Source organism: Leifsonia sp. GW821-FHT13C09 (assembly GCF_058806435.1).
This window is the reverse complement of record NZ_JBXAPS010000001.1, coordinates 752,268-768,565: the sequence shown is the minus strand read 5'-3', so window position 1 is coordinate 768,565 and position 16,298 is coordinate 752,268. Positions and strand designations below refer to the sequence as shown.

Sequence of the window (16,298 nt, the reverse complement as noted above, 5' to 3'; positions counted from 1 at the left end):
ATAATGGGATGGTGCCCCGTCCCGATGAACCCGTGAACCCGTCCGCGCCCGCGTCCTCCGCTCGGCAGCGCTCCGAGAAGGGCCGGCCCTCGATCTTCTGGGTGCTGGCCGCTCTCGTCATCCCGCTGGCGAGCATCCTCGCGCGGTTCCGGATCACCGACGGGCAGAAGCTGCCGCGCCACGGCGCCGCGATCATCGCGCCGAACCACTACAGCGAGATCGACCCGGTCATGATTGGCATGGTGGTCTGGAAGCTCGGGCGCCTCCCGCGGTTCCTCGCCAAGGAGAGCCTGTTCCGCATCCCGGTCGCCGGCTGGTTCCTGCGCAAGTCCGGTCAGGTGCCCGTCGCGCGCGGCGGGTCCGCTCGCGGCGCCGCTCCGCTGGCCGAGGCTCAGAAGATCGTCGACGACGGCAAGGTCGTCATCATCTACCCGGAGGGATCGCTGACGCGCGACCCCGACATGTGGCCGATGCGCGGCAAGACCGGCGCGGCCCGGATGGCGCTGGAGCACGACCTCCCCGTCATCCCGATCGCGCACTGGGGCACGCAGCAGGTGATGGCGCGCTACGCGAAGAAGATCAGCTTCTTCCCGCGCAAGACCATCGCGGTCAAGGTCGGCGACCCGGTCGACCTGTCGGCGTTCCGGGGCCGCAGCCTCGACCAGGCGACCCTCACCGAGGCGACCGAGGTCATCATGAACGCGATCACCGCGCTGCTGGAGGACCTGCGCGGCGAGAAGGCGCCGGCGACCCGCTGGGACCCGGCGGCGCACAACCAGAAGGAGACCGGCCGCTTTGATGGCTGACAGGAAAGGCCGGACGGCCGCACGACCGACACCGCCTCCCCGCCGCATCGCCGTGCTCGGCGCCGGAAGCTGGGGGACCACTTTCGCGAAGATCCTGGCCGACGGCGGCAACGACGTCGTCCTCTGGGCACGACGCCCGGAGCTGGCGCGCGAGATCAACGAGGTGAAGCGCAACAGCGACTACCTGGAGGGCATCAACCTGCCGCGCAACCTGCGCGCGACCTCCCACATCGGCGAGGCGATGCGCGGCGCCGAGCAGGTGTTCGTGTCGATCCCGAGCCAGACGCTGCGCTCCAACCTGGAGGCCATCGCCCCGCACCTGGGGCCGGAGACCATCCTCGTCAGCCTGATGAAGGGCGTCGAGAAGGGAACCGGCCTGCGGATGAGCGAGGTGATCGCGCAGGGCCTGCCGATCGACCTCGAGCGGATCGCGGTCGCCTCCGGCCCCAACCTGGCGCTGGAGATCGCGCGCGAGCAGCCGACCGCCGCCGTGGTGTCGTCGGTGAGCCTGGAGACCGCCCAGGCCGTGGCGATGGCCGCCACCAACCGCTACTTCCGCAGCTTCGTGAACACCGACGTGATCGGCACGGAGTTCGGCGGCGTGCTCAAGAACCTCATCGCCGTGGCGATCGGCATCGTGGACGGCGTCGGCTACGGCGAGAACACCAAGGCCTCCATCATCACGCGCGGCCTGGTCGAGATGACCGACTTCGCCGTCGCCTACGGCGCGGAGGCCGTGACGCTCTCCGGCCTCGCGGGCCTCGGCGACCTGATCGCCACCTGCGAGTCGTCGCTCAGCCGCAACAACACGGCCGGACGCCTGCTGGGCCAGGGCTACAGCTTCAACGACGTCGTCAAGCAGATGAACCAGACGGCGGAGGGCCTCGCCTCGGTCGCGCCCATCCTGCGTCTCGCGGAGGAGCGCGGCGTGAACATGCCGATCGTCCGCCAGGTGAGCCAGGTGCTCGCCGGCACGCTCGACCCCAAGGACATCGCCCCCCATCTGACCACCGAGGACGACGAACCCCAGGGAGAGAGGACAACGGATGACGGACAAGGTCGCAGTCGCACTTCTGTTTGGAGGTCGCTCAAGCGAGCATTCGATCAGCTGCGCGACGGCGGCGGGAGTGCTGGCGGCGATCGACCGTGACCGCTACGACGTCATCCCCGTCGGCATCACCCACGACGGGGCCTTCACACTCCAGCCGGACGACGCGGCGCGCTTCGCGCTGAACACCGAGACCCTCCCGGAGGTGGAGGACAACGGCTCGCGCATCGTCTGGCCGGAGTCGTCGGCGTCGCGCGAGCTCTCCGTGGTGGGAGCCGACGGCACGCGCTCGTCGCTCGGCGCCGTCGACGTCGTCTTCCCGATCCTGCACGGGCCCTGGGGCGAGGACGGCACGGTCCAGGGGATGCTCGAGCTCGTCGGACTGCCGTACGTCGGCAGCGGTGTGCTCGCGAGTGCGCTCGGGATGGACAAGCACTTCACCAAGACGGTGCTGCAGCAGGCGGGCATCCCCGTCGCGCCGTGGCAGACCGTGACCGCGTACCAGTGGGCGACCGATCGGGAGGCGGTGCGCCGCGAGGCCGAGCTGCTCGGGCTCCCGGCGTTCGTGAAGCCGGCCCGCGCCGGCTCCAGCGTCGGCGTCTCCAAGGTGACGTCCTGGGACGACCTGCCAGCGGCGATCGACACCGCCCTCGCCGAGGACGACCGCGTGCTCATCGAGTCGGCGGTGGTGGGCCGCGAGGTGGAGATCGCGGTGCTGGGAGGGCGTCCGGGGCAGCCCGCGCGTGCCTCGGTCGCCGGCGAGATCGTCATCACGGGCCGCGATTTCTACGACTTCGCGGCCAAGTACCTGGACGCGCCCGGCATCGAGCTGGTCTGCCCGGCCGAGCTCACGGAGGCCGAGCTGGCCGAGATGCGCGACCTCGGTGTCCGGGCGTTCGACGCCATCGGAGCGGAGGGGCTGTCCCGGGTGGACTTCTTCCTCACCGCCGATGGCTTCGTGGTGAACGAAATCAACACCATGCCGGGCTTCACGCCGATCTCCATGTTCCCGCGCTGCTGGCAGGAGTCGGGGCTGGCGTACCCGGAGCTGATCACCGAGCTGGTCGAGGTCGCCGTCGCTCGCGCGGCGTAGCCCCCGTAGCCCTCCGCGCCGCGATTCGTGCCGAATGTCGCGTATCGCGGCGCCTCACGCGACATTCGTCACGAAGGTGCGCAGCTGCGCGCGCCGCGATTCGTGCCGAATGTCGCGAATGCGTGCACATAAGGCGACATTCGTGCCGAATGTGCGAGGGATCAGCGCGTCGGGGTGGGAGTGGGCGTCGGCGTGGGCGCCGTGGGCGGCGGCGTGAGCGTGGTGTCCAGCGTGGAGAGGCACTTCTCCGTCTGCTTGACGCTGGAGATGGCCGACGCGAACTCGGGGAGGACGGCGGCGTCGGAGGCTCCCGAGACGTGGTCGATGATGACCTCCGTCGCCGGTGTGCGGCCGAAGGTCTGGTAGACGACTTGCTTCGCGGCGGGGTTCGACATCAGCACCCAGTCGACGCCGCTCACATTGACGCACGGCTTGGTGGTCGGCCCGATCGGCGGGACGCCGCAGCGCAGCAGCACGGCGGCCGGGTCGCCCCAGGCGCCGGTCGCCTGCGCGTCGGTCTGGCGGCGGCCCTTGTCTGCCACCGTGTCGGGCAGGCGCACGGAGATCTCGGCGCAGCCCGGGTTGTTCGCGTCGGCGCCGGGATCGAGGGAGACCGCGGGCGCGCACCCGGTCAGGGCGAGCGCGGCGGCGGCGAGCACGAGGGCGAGGGCGGAGCGGCGAGCGGACATCAGGATTCAGGCTACCGTTGGGAGTCATGGTGGATTCTGGGAGCGCGGCGGAGACCGTCGCCGGCGCGTCGGAACGCGAGGCGCTGAAGCGCATCTTCCCGCGGCTGCCGGAGTCGTCGGCGACGCTCGTCGGGCCCGGCGACGACGCCGCGGTGCTCGCAGCGCCGGACGGCCGGTTCGTCGTCACGACGGACATGATGGTGCACGGCCCCGACTTCCGGCTGGCCTGGTCGTCGCCGGAGGACCTCGGCTGGAAGGCCGCGGCGACCAACCTGTCCGACGTCGCCGCGATGGGTGCGGTGCCGACGGCCCTCGTGGTCGCGATCGCCGCGCCGCAGACATTCCCGGTGTCCGCGCTCGAGCACATCGCGGACGGCTTCCGCGCGGCCTGCGCCGAGCTCGCGCCGGGCTGCGGCGTGGTCGGCGGCGACCTGTCGGCCTCGGACACGCTGACGCTCGCGGTGACGGCGTTCGGCGACCTGCAGGGGCGCGCGCCGGTCCTGCGGAGCGGGGCGCGCCCGGGTGACGTGGTGGCGGTGTCCGGGGCTCTCGGCGCCGCGGCGGCGGGCCTCCGGCTGCTGTTCGCAGAGGCCGTGGATGTGGACGGCGTGCCCGACCGCGAGCGGTTCGCGGCCGTCGCCGCCGCGCATCCCGACCTGGTCGGCGCGCAACTGCGGCCCCGACCTCCCGTGGCAGACGGCCCGCTCGCCGCCGACGCCGGCGCGACGGCGATGCTCGACCTCAGTGACGGCCTCGCCCTCGACGCCCGCCGGGTGGCCGAGGCGAGCGGCGTCGCCATCGACCTCGACCGTGGGGCCCTCGGCGACGACCCGCTCACGGCGCTGACCGGGGGAGAGGACCACGGGCTTCTCGCCTGCTTCCCGCCCGGCACGGCCCTTCCCGGTGGCTTCCGCCGTGTCGGCACGGTCCGCGAGGGCGCCGGACTCCTGGTGGACGGCCACCTTTTCGACGAGCGCGGCGGCTGGGACCCGTACCTGGAGTGGGACGGGCACAGCGGCTGAGGCCGGGGCCAGCGGAGGACATCGGAGCCGACACGCCGGGCCGGATCAGCCAGCGGAGGAGATCGGCGGCTGCGGAGGGCTTGAGTCCTCCGGTGGCGACGGTGGCGGGGCGGCGGAGGTCAGGCGGGGGAGAGGTAGTGGACGGCGGTCTCGCCGTAGGTGCGGGTGCGGTCGAGGACCAGGGCCGGTGGGAGGCTCGGGGCGCCGTCGCGGGTGCTTCGCTCGACGCAGACCAGGGCGTCGTCGGTGAGCAGCGGGGCCAGCGCGGTGAGCACCGCGAGCAGCTCGGTGTCCGGGAGGTCGTAGGGCGGGTCCACGAACACCAGGTCGAAGCGGGCGGCCGACGACCCGGCGGACGCCAGGTAGGGAAGCACCGCCGTCGCTCGCACGTCCACCTCGGGCCGGGCCTCCTTCGGCGCCGCGCGCACGACGGCTTCGGCGTTCCGCCGGCAGATCGCCGCGGCCGCCGCCGACTTCTCCACCAGAAGCACCCGTGCGGCTCCGCGGCTGGCGGCCTCCAGCCCGAGGGCGCCCGAGCCGGCGAACAGGTCGAGCACCTGTGCCCCGCGGACGGCGTCGCGCGCATCCAGCCCGGAGAACACCGCTTCGCGCACGCGGTCGCTGGTCGGGCGCGTGCCGCTCTTCGGCACCTGGAGCGTCAGCGAGCCGGCGAAGCCGGAGACGATTCGGGTCATAGCCTTCCGAGCCTAGCGGTGCCGCCCCGCGAGTTCGGAAAGCCTAGCGGTGCCGCCGCGCCGCCAGCAGAATAGGAGGATGGACGAACGCCTCCAGCAGGCGGAACTCGACGCCCTGTGGCGGTTCGACGACCCGGTCGCCTCCGCCGAACGCTTCGCGATCGCCGCCGCCGAACCCGACCGCCCCGAGTTGGTGCGCGCCGAGCTGGAGACCCAGCGCGCCCGAGCCCTCGGCCTCCAGGGCCGCTTCGCCGAGGCGGACGCTCTGCTCGACTCCCTGGAGCCGGCCGGTGGCACGCTCGCCGTGCGGATCCTGCTGGAGCGCGGCCGGCTCCGCAACACCGAAGGGCGGCGGTCGGAGGCGATCCCGCTGTTCGAGAGCGCGCTGCTGGCGGCGCGCCGCGACGACGACCCGTACCTCGCGGTCGACGCCGCCCACATGCTCGCCATCGCCGATCCGGCCCGCGCCGAGCAGTGGACCGAGGAGGGTCTCGCCGAGCTCGCGGACGTCACCGATCCCCGCACGCTGCGCTGGGGCGTCGCCCTGCACAACAACCGCGGCTGGGCGCTGTTCGACGCCGGCCTCCCGCACGAAGCGCTCGGCTCGTTCGAGTCCGCCCTGGAGGCCGCGGAGCGCTACGGCACGCTCGACCAGCAGTTCGCCGCGCGTTGGTCGTTCGCGCGCTGCCTGCGCGAGGTCGGCCGCTGGCAGGAGGCCCTGGACATCCAGATGCGGCTCGCGGCAGAGCGCCCGGGGGAGGGCGATGTGGCGGACGAGCTCGCCGCACTCGCCGAGGTCGAGGCGCACGTGCGCGACGCGGCGACGGAGGCGGCCCCTACGATCGAACCATGACCTCCAGCACCGCCCCGGCCTCCGGCGGCACCGTCGCGCTCGAGACCCGGCTGACCGGGGTGCTGGGCGGCCGCACGGCCTCCGCTTTCGAGAAGGCGTTCGGGATGCGCACCGTCGCCGACCTGCTCGCGCACTACCCGCGCCGGTACGCGTCGCGCGGCGAACTGACCGCGCTGGCGAACCTTCCGCTGGACGAGCACGTCACGATCGTGGCGGAGGTGGTGCGGGTGCAGGAGCGCCCGATGCGAGCCAGGCGCGGGTCCATCCTGGAGGTCAAGATCTCCGACGGCGAGGGCATCCTGACCCTCACCTTCTTCAACCAGGCCTGGCGTGCGAAGGAGCTCGCGCCGGGCGTGCGCGGCATCTTCGCCGGCAAGGTGTCCGCCTACCGGGGCGCCCTCCAGCTCGCCCACCCCGACTACGAGCTGTTCGCCGAGGACGCGGAGAACGCCGTGGCGCCCGGCAGCGCGGCGGCGAAGGAGTGGGCGCAGACTCCGATCCCGATCTACCCGGCGACCGGCACGGTCGCGAGCTGGCAGGTGCAGAAAGCGGTCGGCCTGGCGCTCGACGCGCTGGGGCCGTGCCCGGACCCGGTGCCGACGGCGATCGCGGCCGAGCGCGGGCTGTTGCGGTTCCGCGAGGCGCTGGAGGGCATCCACCGGCCGCAGAAGAACGCCGAGTGGCAGCGGGCCCGCGACGCGCTGCGTTTCCAGGAGGCGTTCGTGCTGCAGGCCGCGCTCCTGCAGCAGCGCGCGGAGAACCGCTCGGTCGCGGCCACCCCGCGGCAGGCGGCGCCCGGCGGTCTCCTGGAACGCTTCGACGCCATCCTGCCGTTCACCCTGACCGGCGACCAGGCCGATGTCGGGCGCGAGATCTCCCAGGACCTCGACTCGGCCGAGCCGATGCACCGGCTCGTGCAGGGCGAGGTGGGTTCGGGCAAGACCCTGGTCGCGCTGCGGGCGATGCTCGCCGTGGCCGACAGCGGGGGCCAGTCCGCGCTGCTCGCGCCGACGGAGGTCCTGGCCGCCCAGCACCTGCGCTCGATCGCGGACATGCTCGGCCCCGACCTGTCAGCCGAGCTGATGCCGACGCTCCTCACCGGCCAGCTCTCCACCGCCGAGCGCAAGCGGGCGCTGCTGCGCACGGTGAGCGGGCAGTCCCGCATCGTGGTCGGCACGCACGCGCTGCTCGGCGACGCCGTCACGTTCTTCGACCTCGGCCTCGTCGTGGTTGACGAGCAGCACCGCTTCGGCGTCGAGCAGCGGGAGGCGCTGCGTGCGAAGGGTGGGACGCCTCCGCACGTCCTCGTGCTCACGGCGACGCCCATCCCGCGCACGGTCGCGATGACGGTGTTCGGCGACCTGGAGGTCTCCACGATCGCGCAACTCCCCGCCGGCCGTCAGGGCATCGCGAGCTTCGTCGTCCCGCTCGCCGACCGACCGGGCTGGGAGCGCCGGATCTGGGAGCGGGCGTCCGAGGAGATCGCGCGCGGCCGGCAGGTGTTCGTGGTGTGCCCGGCGATCAGCGCCAAGGAGGCGGAGGACGACGGTGAGGACGCTCCGGCTCCCGACGCGGACGAGGCCGGCGGTCCGCCCCGGCCCACCGCCAACGTCGAGTCCGTCGCCGCCCAGGTCCGCGCCGACCCGCTGTTCGCGCAGTCGCGCGTCGGCGTGCTGCACGGGCGGCTGTCCTCCGACGAGAAGGACGCGGTCATGCGCGCCTTCGCCGCCGGCGACCTCGACCTCCTGATCGCCACCACCGTGATCGAGGTCGGCGTCAACGTGCCGAATGCCTCCGCGATGATCGTGCTCGACGCCGACCGGTTCGGCGTCTCGCAGCTCCACCAGCTCCGCGGCCGGGTGGGGCGCGGCGACATCCCCGGGCTCTGCCTGCTCGTCACCTCCGCAGAGGAGGGCTCGCTCGCCCGCGAGCGGGTCGACGCGGTCGCGGCGACGCTCGACGGGTTCGAGCTCGCCAACGTCGACCTCGAACTGCGCCGCGAGGGCGACGTGCTCGGCAGCCGGCAGTCGGGCGGCCGGTCGTCGCTCAAGTTGCTGCGGGTGGTCTCGGACGGCGAGCTCATCGCGGAGGCGCGCGTCGCCGCCGCCGAGACACTGGACGACGGCGGCCTCGCCGCGCATCCCGCCCTCGCCGCGGCGCTCGCCCGCCGCCTCGACGAGTCCGAGCGGGCCTTCCTCGGCAAGTCGTGAGGCGCGCGCCCGGACATTCGTGACGAATGTCGACTCTGGCGCCGCTATTCGCGACATTCGTCACGAATCGCAGCGCCGCCGGGCCACGCGGCGCGCTGCCCTGGGAAGATAACGGATTCACAACGAATAGCCGGGAATCGCGTAATAGTCTGGTGCCCTATGAACAGGATCGCCGTAGTCCCTGGATCGTTCGACCCGGTCACTCTCGGGCATCTCGATGTCATCGAGCGAGCCGCTCGGCTGTGGGACGAGGTCCACGTTCTCGTGGTGCACAACCCGGACAAGTCGGCGCTGCTGCCCATCGCGCAGCGCGTCGCGCTGATCGAGCGCTCGATCGAGAACGCCGGCATCCAGGGCCGGATCATCGTGGCCTCCTGGTCGGTCGGCCTGCTGGTCGACTACTGCACCGATGTGGGAGCGGACGTGCTCGTCAAGGGCATCCGTTCCCAGGTGGACGTCGCATACGAGACGCCGATGGCGATCGTGAACCGCCACCTCGCCGACGTCGAGACGGTCTTCCTGCTTCCCGATCCGGCGAACGCGCACGTGTCGAGCTCCCTCGTGCGCCAGGTCGCCAACCTCGGCGGGGACGTGAGCCCCTACGTGCCTCCCGCCGTATCAGAGCTGCTGTCAACCACATGACCCGGGTGGAGAGATGAACAGTTACGCGACGCGCCAGCCCACGGAGTCCTCGGTCGCACCCGAGGAGGTGGGCCTGCCCGCGCCGGGCATGGACCTGGACGAGCTGCGGCGCGCCGCGGAGCAGATCACCGCCAATGTGGAGTCCGTCATCGACGGCAAGCACGAGGCCGTGCAGACGGCGCTCGTCGTCCTGCTGGCCGAGGGCCACCTGCTGATCGAGGACGTGCCGGGCGTCGGCAAGACCATGCTGGCCAAGTCGCTGGCGAAGTCGGTGGACTGCTCGGTCAGCCGCATCCAGTTCACCCCCGACCTGCTGCCGAGCGACGTGACGGGCGTCTCGGTCTACAACCAGGCGGAGCGGCGCTTCGAGTTCAAGCCGGGCGCGGTCTTCGCCAACATCGTCATCGGCGACGAGATCAACCGGGCCAGCCCGAAGACGCAGTCAGCGCTGCTGGAGTGCATGGAGGAGCGGCAGGTCACGGTCGATGGCTCGACGTATCCGCTGGCCGCGCCGTTCATCGTCGTGGCGACCCAGAACCCGGTGGAGATGGAGGGCACCTACGCCCTCCCGGAGGCGCAGCGCGACCGGTTCATGGCCCGCATCGCGATGGGCTACCCGGACGACGACTCCGAGCTCGCGATGCTGACCACTCGCGACACCTCCAGCCCGCTGTCCCGGATCGGGCCGGTGGTCACGTCGGAGGAGCTGCGCTCGATGATGACGACGGCGCGGGCGGTGTTCGCGTCGACGCCGGTCAAGCAGTACGCGGTGGATCTGGTGCGGGCGACCCGCGAGGACCGCGACCTCCGTCTGGGCGGGAGCCCGCGCGCGACGCTTCAGCTCGTCCGCGCGGCCAAGGCGATGGCGGCGCTCGACGGCCGGGACTTCGTGCTGCCGGACGACATCGACGCCCTGGCGGTCCCGGTGCTCGGTCACCGGTTGCTGCCGACCAGCCGCGCGCTGGGCCACCACCACGAGAGCGCTCCCGTCATCGCGGACATCGTGCGCCGGATCGTCGCGGCGACGCCGGTGCCGGTCGGCTCCGGCGCGATCGGCGGCGCCAGCGGCCAGGAGCGGAACAGCGCGGGACGGAACAGCGCGGCGACCGGCACCCGGGCCGCCTCCGGAGCCGCGCGCACCGGCGGCGAGTAGGCCGTGGCCGGGCGCGGGGGGCCTTCGCCCCTGAAGAAGCCGCGCCCCACCGCGCGCGGCTGGACCTTCGGCGCCGTCGGCGTCGTCGCGCTGGCCGCCTCCGCGTTCTTCGGCCGAACCGACGTGCTCTTCGTCGGCGTCTTCCTGACCGTGCTGCCGCTGGCGGCGATGATCTCGGTCACCCTCGACCGGCCGCGGCTCACCGTCGCCCGCAGCTTCCATCCGGACGTCGTCGCCGTCGGGGAGCAGGCGACCATCGTCACGACCGCGCGCAACCAGGCCGCCCGGCCCAGCCCTCCGGCTCGGTGGCGCGAGTACGCCCCGGCCGGGATCGAGGTGCAGGGATCCGCACCGTTCCCGCGGCTGGGCGCCCACCAGGTGAATGTCGCGCACGGCCGCGACACGGTCGTGCTGCGGCAGGACGTGGTCGCCTTCAAGCGCGGGTCGCACCCGGTGGGCCCGCTGATCGTGAGCCGGACGGACCCGTTCGGGGTGGCGTACGCGGAATACGCGGTCGGGCAGCCGCGGCAGCTGCTGGTGACGCCGCGCGTGGTGCCGCTGTCGAGCGGCGAGCTGGACGTGGCGCACAGCGAGGGCGCCGAGCACGAGCTGCAGCGGCACAGCATCCCGAGCGCCGACGAGCTGATCGCGCGCGAGTACCGGCCGGGCGACCCGCTGCGCCGCGTGCACTGGCGGGCGACGGCCCGGCACGACAAGCTGATGGTCCGCCAGGAGGAGCAGCGCAGCAACCCGGAGGCCTGGATCCTGATGGACACCCGGCCCGCGCCGGCGCAGGTGGGCGCGGTCCGTCCGCCGGCCGCCCGGAGCGCGTACGAGCCGGAGGACGCGCTGTTCGAGACGCTGATGGAGCTGGTCGCGTCGGTGGGCGTGCACCTTCTCGACGAGGGCTTCGTCCTCAGCGTGGTGGAGACCGCCCCGCGGCAGCTCTCGGGCCGCAGCGGCGCGGGCAGGACAGGCACGCTGGGGTCGATCACGCCCACCTACGACCGCGGCACAGCCGACCGGCTGTTGCTCGCCGACCTGGCCGCGGTCGAGGCGTCACCGGTCACGCGCGACGACGCGGTCGCCGAGTTGGCCTCGGGGTTGCGCCGGGCCGGCCGGGCGGTCCCGATCTTCGCGGTGCTCCTCGACGGGACGCCCGAGCTCGGCTCGCTCGCCGCACTGCGCGGGATGGGCGATCCCGCGGTCGCGTTCGTCGGCGAGGGCGCGGCGCCCGAGGTGGAGGAGGTGCTCGGCGACGCGGGCTGGCTCTGCGTGCCGTTCGCCGCGGGCGACGACGCCGCCGAGTGCTGGCAGCGCGCCCTCGACCGTCAGCGGGCGGTGGTGGGCCATGGTTAGCGAGGCCGTCCCGCTCGGGCTGACCGGGGTCCGGCGCCGGCGCCAGGCCTACTGGCGGATCACCGGCGCACTGGTGCTGCAGATGCTGGCGCTCAGCTTCGCCCTGGGCGGCCTCATCCAGGGACCGACCTGGTGGTTCGCGCTCATGCTGACCAGCTCCTTCCTGCTGGTCAGCGGCGCGGGTCTGCGCGCCGTCGGCGTGCACCGCGGGCTCGTCCCCGTGCTGGAGCTCGTGCTCGCGGCCATGATCATGACGGCGGCGTTCGGCACCGGGACCGGCCTGCTCGGGCTCATCCCGACGGCGGCGACCGTGCAGCGCTGGGGCGTGTACCTGCAGCAGGCGATGCTGTCGATCTACCAGCAGGGCACGCCCGCCGAGAGCCTGCCCGAGTTCATCTTCCTGGTCGTGGGCGGCGCGTGCCTCATCGCGATCGTCCTGGACGTCCTGGCCGTGGCGATCCGCACCCCTGCCTTCACCGCGGTCGGGGTCGCCGCCGTGCTCGTGGTTCCCGGCGCGCTGCTGGGGGACGGGCTGGACCCGGTCGCGCTGGCGGCGTCGGCGGTCGCGTACCTGTGGCTGCTGCGCAGCGACGTGCGCACCCGGCGCGCGGGGGCGGGCCGGCCGGGAGCCGCGCTGTCCGTGGGATCCGCGGCGATCGTCGTCGCGATGCTGCTGTCCGGGACGGCGCCGGGGTTCGACAAGGGCGGCGCGACCTCCTTCACGGCCGGCGGCATCTCGATCGGCGGCACCGTGACCCCGCTGATCGACCTCGGCAAGGACCTCCGCCGGCCCGCCGCGGTGCGCGCGCTTACGTACACGACCACCGCCGCCGCCGGGCAGTACCTCAAGCTCGCCTCGCTCGACCAGTTCACCGGCTCGGTCTGGAAGCACCGGGAGCGCGACACCAAGCGGCTGTCCGACGGCGTCACGGTGGGCCCGATCCCCGGGCTCTCCGACAGCGTCAAGCGGTCCAAGATCAGCACCTCCGTTGAGATCGACGACATGACCAGCCGCTGGCTCCCGGTGCCCGCTCCGGTGCAGGCGGTGAAGGGCCTGAACGGCACCTGGTCGTGGGATCCCGACGATCTGACTCTCGGCGGCATCAACGTGACGACACAGGGCCAGAAGTACACCGCGACCAGCCTGGTGCTCGCGCCGACGGCCGACCAGCTCAAGGCGGCGGGCGGCATCGTGCCGGCCGACCTCCAACGCGACCTCTTCGTCCCCTCCAACCTCCCGGCGATCATCGGGCAGACCGCTCTGACGGCCACGGCGGGGGCGGTGTCGGAGTACGACAAGGCGGTGGCGCTGCAGGACTACTTCCGCGACAACGGCTTCATCTACTCCACGCAGACGCCGCTCAAGCAGGGCTATGACGGCGACGGCGCGCAGGTGATCGCGAAGTTCCTCCAGGTCAAGAGCGGCTACTGCGTCCACTTCGCGTCGGCGATGGCGCTGATGGCGCGCAGCCTCGGCATCCCGGCCCGCGTGGCGGAGGGCTACCTGCCCGGCACGTCCACCGGCGGGACGGCGAACAGCCCTGGCACGTACACCGTGACCAGCGACGACCTGCACGCGTGGCCGGAGCTGTACTTCGCCGGCGTCGGCTGGGTGCCGTTCGAGCCGACGGTCGGCCGCGGCACGATCCCGAGCTACACCCGGCCGAACGCCACGCCGGACCAGGCCGCTCCGACGTCGGCGCCCGGCGCGTCGGCGGCGCCGAAGCGTCTCGTCCCCACGGACCAGCCGAACGTCGCAGGCGCCGGCGGCACCACGCCGCCGTCGCCGCTGCAGCCGGTGCTATCCGGGCTCGGAGTCGCGCTGCTCGTGCTCGCGGTGCTGCTGACGCCCGCGGTGATGCGCCGGATGCGCAGGCGGGCCCGGCTGAGACGGCTCTCGGAGTCCTGGGGCGGCGCCTCGATCGTGTGGGACGAGCTGCGCGACACCGCGCGCGACCTCGGCTGGTCGGCGCCCGACACCGAGACGCCGCGCGTGTTCGCGCGCCGCATCGCCGCCGCCGTCGCGGGCACGCCGGGCGAGGAGGCCGTGCTGCGCCTGCTGGACGTGCGCGAGCGCGACGCGTTCGGGCCGCCGACCCGCGCCGTCGCCGTGGGCCTCGCCGACGACCTGCAGCGTGTGATCGCCGCGCTCGAGGCGCAGGCGGGACGCGGCGTGCGGCTGAAGGCGGCGTTGATTCCTGTGTCGTTGCTGCCAGCCGGCTGGCGGTCGCCTGCGAGCGTCGGCGGCTCCGCGTAAAATAGTCGACCGTGAGCACGTACAGAAAGACTCCGTACACCGTCAACGTGTACGACCTGATGCGCCGACCCGGCGAGATGCGGGAGCAGCACCTCAGCATCCCGGTCGACGAGAAGCTGGGGGAGGGACTGCTGTCGGTCCCGGAGGGCGCGACCCTCGAACTCGACCTTCGGCTGGAGTCGATGCACGAGGGCATCCTCGTCACGGCGGAGGCCGACACGACCGCCACCGGCGTCTGCGGACGGTGCCTGATCGACATCGCCCAGCCTGTCGAAGTCGATTTCCAGGAACTTTTCGCGTATCCTTCTACGGAAGCTTTCGATTATGAGGTTCACGACGACCACGTGGATCTTGAACCTCTGATCAGGGATGCGGTGGTGCTGTCACTGCCGTTTCAGCCGGTGTGCCGGCCGGACTGCCCGGGTCTCGATCCAGAGACCGGGGAGAGGCTGGCGGATGTACCGGACCGCAAGCCGAACGAGACCATCGATCCTCGCTGGTCCGCGCTCGCGGCGTTCCAGGCTTCCGACACCGAGTCCACCAGCAACAACGCCCCGGCCGCCGGGGCTGGAGAAGAGAGATAGTCATGGCCGTTCCGAAGCGGAAGCAGTCTCGCGCCAACACCCACGCCCGTCGTTCGCAGTGGAAGGCCGAGGTCCCCACCCTCGTCAAGTCGATCGAGAACGGCAAGGTCGTCTACAGCCTCCCGCACCGTGCCAAGGTCGTCGAGGACTCCGCGGGCACCGCCCTCTTCATGGAGTACAAGGGCCGCAAGGTCGCCGACGTCTGATCCGGCCCTGAGGGCTGAACAGCGCACGACAAGAAGTAGGGGGTAGGGAGTACGTGGTCGGGGAGAACACTGACCACTCCGCCCTCCTGGAGAAGCTCGGGGTCGATATCGACCCCGAGCTTCTCGTGCTTGCGCTGACCCACCGCTCGTACGCGTACGAGAACGGCGGCATCCCGAACAACGAGCGCCTGGAGTTCCTCGGCGACTCGATTCTCGGGCAGGCCGTCACCGTCAAGCTGTTCCGGGAGAACCCGGACCTCGACGAGGGCGAGCTCGCGAAGCGCCGGGCCAGCCTGGTCAGCTCGGTGGCGCTCGCGGAGGTCGCCCGCGGCATCGGTCTCGGCCAGTACCTGCGGCTCGGCCGGGGCGAGAACCAGAGTGGCGGCCGCGACAAGGCCTCCATCCTCGCGGACACCGTGGAGGCGCTGATCGGCGCCGCCTACCTCGACGCGGGCGGCGACGAGGCGACGGCGCTCGTGCTGCGGCTGGTCGACCCGCTGCTGGCCGACCCCGACCGGTTCGGGGCGGCGATGGACCCCAAGACGAGCCTCCAGGAGGCCGCGGCCCACCGCGGCGCCGGGCTCCCGGTCTACACCGTGACGAACACGGGTCCCGACCACTCCAAGACCTTCCACGCCACCGTCTCGGTCGGCGACCTCGTCACCGCCACGGGCGAGGGCACGAGCAAGAAGCAGGCCGAGATGGCCGCGGCGCTCAGCGCCTGGACCGAGTTGAACCGCCGCCGTGCCCGAGCTCCCCGAGGTTGAGGTCGTCCGCGCCGGCCTGGCGCCGGCGGTCACGGGTGCCACCATCCTCGGGGTCGAGGTCTTCGAGCCGCGTTCGCTGAAACGCCACGACCCGGTCGCGGGGGCGTTCGAGACGCTGCTGACCGGCCGCGTGATGGAGGAGCCGGCCCGCCGCGGGAAGTTCCTCTGGATCCCGCTGCAGGGCACTCCGCGCCGCGCCATCGTCGCCCACCTCGGGATGAGCGGCCAGATCCTGCTGCGCGAGCCCGGCTGGGACGAGGCGGGGCTGCTCCGCATCCGCCTGCACATCGAGACAGCGGCCACGCTGCCCGGCGACCACCGCGAGCTGTGGGTGCACTTCGTGGACCAGCGCATCTTCGGCTCGATGGCGGTGGACGCGCTGGTGCCGACCGCCGACGGAGCTGCCGCGGGCCTCGGCACGCGCGAGCCGTTCATCCCGACCCAGGTCTCCCACATCGCCCGCGACCCGCTCGACCCGGCTTTCGACGACGCCGGCTTCTTCGCGGCGCTCGCCCGCAAGAACAGCGGCATCAAGCGCGTCCTCCTCGACCAGACGGTGATCAGCGGAATCGGCAACATCTACGCCGACGAAGCGCTCTGGGCGGCCCGCATCCACTACGAGCAGCCGGCGTCGACGCTGAGCCGGGCGAAGGCGCGCATGCTGCTGGCGGAGGCGCGGCACGTCCTGGAGAAGGCTCTCGCGGAGGGCGGCACGAGCTTCGACGCGCAGTACGTGAACGTCAACGGGAACTCGGGGTACTTCTCGCACAGCCTGAACGTCTACGGGCAGGAGGGGAAGCCGTGCCCGCGGTGCGGGACGGCGATCGTGCGGGAGCGGTTCATGAACCGGTCGTCGCACTTCTGCCCGCGGTGTCAGCGGGTGCGGTGAGTACCAAATCTTGGTAACCTGGCCG

Annotated in this window: 16 protein-coding genes; 14 read left to right on the top strand and 2 right to left on the bottom strand. The window is 72.3% G+C overall.

Going from position 1 to position 16,298, the window contains the following annotated elements; genetic code table 11:
* Positions 1 to 8 precede the first annotated feature (8 nt).
* The 3 genes from AC1ROW_RS03680 to AC1ROW_RS03670 are packed head-to-tail and all read left to right on the top strand — an operon-like array spanning position 9 to position 2,947.
* Entirely contained in the window at positions 9 to 806 is a 798-nt protein-coding gene (locus AC1ROW_RS03680; RefSeq protein ID WP_493017495.1) for a lysophospholipid acyltransferase family protein, read from the top strand.
* Positions 799 to 1,956 (top strand): NAD(P)H-dependent glycerol-3-phosphate dehydrogenase, encoded by a 1,158-nt coding sequence (locus AC1ROW_RS03675; RefSeq protein WP_493017494.1) that lies wholly within the window; start codon positions 799 to 801, stop codon positions 1,954 to 1,956. Before AC1ROW_RS03680 ends, AC1ROW_RS03675 begins: the two co-directional genes overlap by 8 nt.
* Positions 1,853 to 2,947 (top strand): D-alanine--D-alanine ligase family protein, encoded by a 1,095-nt coding sequence (locus AC1ROW_RS03670; protein ID WP_493017493.1) that lies wholly within the window; start codon positions 1,853 to 1,855, stop codon positions 2,945 to 2,947. The genes AC1ROW_RS03675 and AC1ROW_RS03670 overlap by 104 nt, the downstream gene beginning before the upstream one ends.
* Before the next feature lie 161 nt (positions 2,948 to 3,108).
* Here the strand turns inward: AC1ROW_RS03670 and AC1ROW_RS03665 are convergent, their stop codons facing one another.
* Positions 3,109 to 3,636 (bottom strand): DUF3515 family protein, encoded by a 528-nt coding sequence (locus AC1ROW_RS03665; protein WP_493017492.1) that lies wholly within the window; start codon positions 3,634 to 3,636, stop codon positions 3,109 to 3,111.
* Positions 3,637 to 3,662: 26 nt separating this feature from the next.
* On the opposite strand from AC1ROW_RS03665, the gene thiL reads away from it, so the two are divergent.
* Positions 3,663 to 4,658 (top strand): thiamine-phosphate kinase, encoded by a 996-nt coding sequence (gene thiL, locus AC1ROW_RS03660; protein WP_493017491.1) that lies wholly within the window; start codon positions 3,663 to 3,665, stop codon positions 4,656 to 4,658.
* 119 nt (positions 4,659 to 4,777) lie between these two features.
* On the opposite strand, the gene AC1ROW_RS03655 is transcribed toward thiL, so the two are convergent.
* Entirely contained in the window at positions 4,778 to 5,353 is a 576-nt protein-coding gene (locus AC1ROW_RS03655) for an RsmD family RNA methyltransferase (RefSeq protein ID WP_493017490.1), read from the bottom strand.
* Positions 5,354 to 5,432: 79 nt separating this feature from the next.
* Here AC1ROW_RS03655 and AC1ROW_RS03650 point away from each other — a divergent pair, with 79 nt between their 5' ends.
* The 10 genes from AC1ROW_RS03650 to mutM all read left to right on the top strand — a co-directional run bounded on the left by AC1ROW_RS03650 (position 5,433) and on the right by mutM (position 16,273).
* A complete protein-coding gene (locus AC1ROW_RS03650) occupies positions 5,433 to 6,206 on the top strand; it encodes a hypothetical protein (protein WP_493017489.1) in 774 nt (257 codons plus the stop codon).
* Positions 6,203 to 8,416, top strand: coding sequence for an ATP-dependent DNA helicase RecG (locus AC1ROW_RS03645; protein WP_493017488.1), 2,214 nt, complete (start codon positions 6,203 to 6,205; stop codon positions 8,414 to 8,416). The genes AC1ROW_RS03650 and AC1ROW_RS03645 overlap by 4 nt, the downstream gene beginning before the upstream one ends.
* A gap of 159 nt (positions 8,417 to 8,575) precedes the next feature.
* Positions 8,576 to 9,058: a pantetheine-phosphate adenylyltransferase gene (gene coaD, locus AC1ROW_RS03640; protein WP_493017487.1), complete on the top strand. Its 483-nt coding sequence runs from the start codon at positions 8,576 to 8,578 to the stop codon at positions 9,056 to 9,058.
* 13 nt (positions 9,059 to 9,071) lie between these two features.
* Positions 9,072 to 10,211, top strand: a complete 1,140-nt coding sequence (locus AC1ROW_RS03635; RefSeq protein WP_493017486.1) for an AAA family ATPase — start codon at positions 9,072 to 9,074, stop codon at positions 10,209 to 10,211.
* A 3-nt stretch (positions 10,212 to 10,214) separates the two neighbouring features.
* On the top strand, positions 10,215 to 11,570 hold the full coding sequence (locus tag AC1ROW_RS03630; RefSeq protein WP_493017485.1) for a DUF58 domain-containing protein: 1,356 nt from the start codon (positions 10,215 to 10,217) through the stop codon (positions 11,568 to 11,570).
* A complete protein-coding gene (locus AC1ROW_RS03625) occupies positions 11,563 to 13,827 on the top strand; it encodes a transglutaminase TgpA family protein (RefSeq protein WP_493017484.1) in 2,265 nt (754 codons plus the stop codon). Before AC1ROW_RS03630 ends, AC1ROW_RS03625 begins: the two co-directional genes overlap by 8 nt.
* 77 nt (positions 13,828 to 13,904) lie before the next feature.
* Positions 13,905 to 14,411 carry a YceD family protein gene (locus AC1ROW_RS03620; protein WP_493018352.1) on the top strand — a complete coding sequence of 169 codons (507 nt, stop codon included), beginning with the start codon at positions 13,905 to 13,907 and terminating at the stop codon, positions 14,409 to 14,411.
* Positions 14,412 to 14,413: 2 nt separating this feature from the next.
* Positions 14,414 to 14,617 (top strand): 50S ribosomal protein L32, encoded by a 204-nt coding sequence (gene rpmF / locus AC1ROW_RS03615; RefSeq protein ID WP_055919953.1) that lies wholly within the window; start codon positions 14,414 to 14,416, stop codon positions 14,615 to 14,617.
* Positions 14,618 to 14,670: 53 nt separating this feature from the next.
* The gene (gene rnc, locus AC1ROW_RS03610; protein WP_493017483.1) at positions 14,671 to 15,384 is read left to right on the top strand and encodes a ribonuclease III; all 714 of its coding nucleotides are present in this window, start codon (positions 14,671 to 14,673) and stop codon (positions 15,382 to 15,384) included.
* Positions 15,362 to 16,273 (top strand): bifunctional DNA-formamidopyrimidine glycosylase/DNA-(apurinic or apyrimidinic site) lyase, encoded by a 912-nt coding sequence (mutM, locus tag AC1ROW_RS03605; protein ID WP_493017482.1) that lies wholly within the window; start codon positions 15,362 to 15,364, stop codon positions 16,271 to 16,273. The genes rnc and mutM overlap by 23 nt, the downstream gene beginning before the upstream one ends.
* The last annotated feature ends 25 nt before the right edge of the window (positions 16,274 to 16,298 follow it).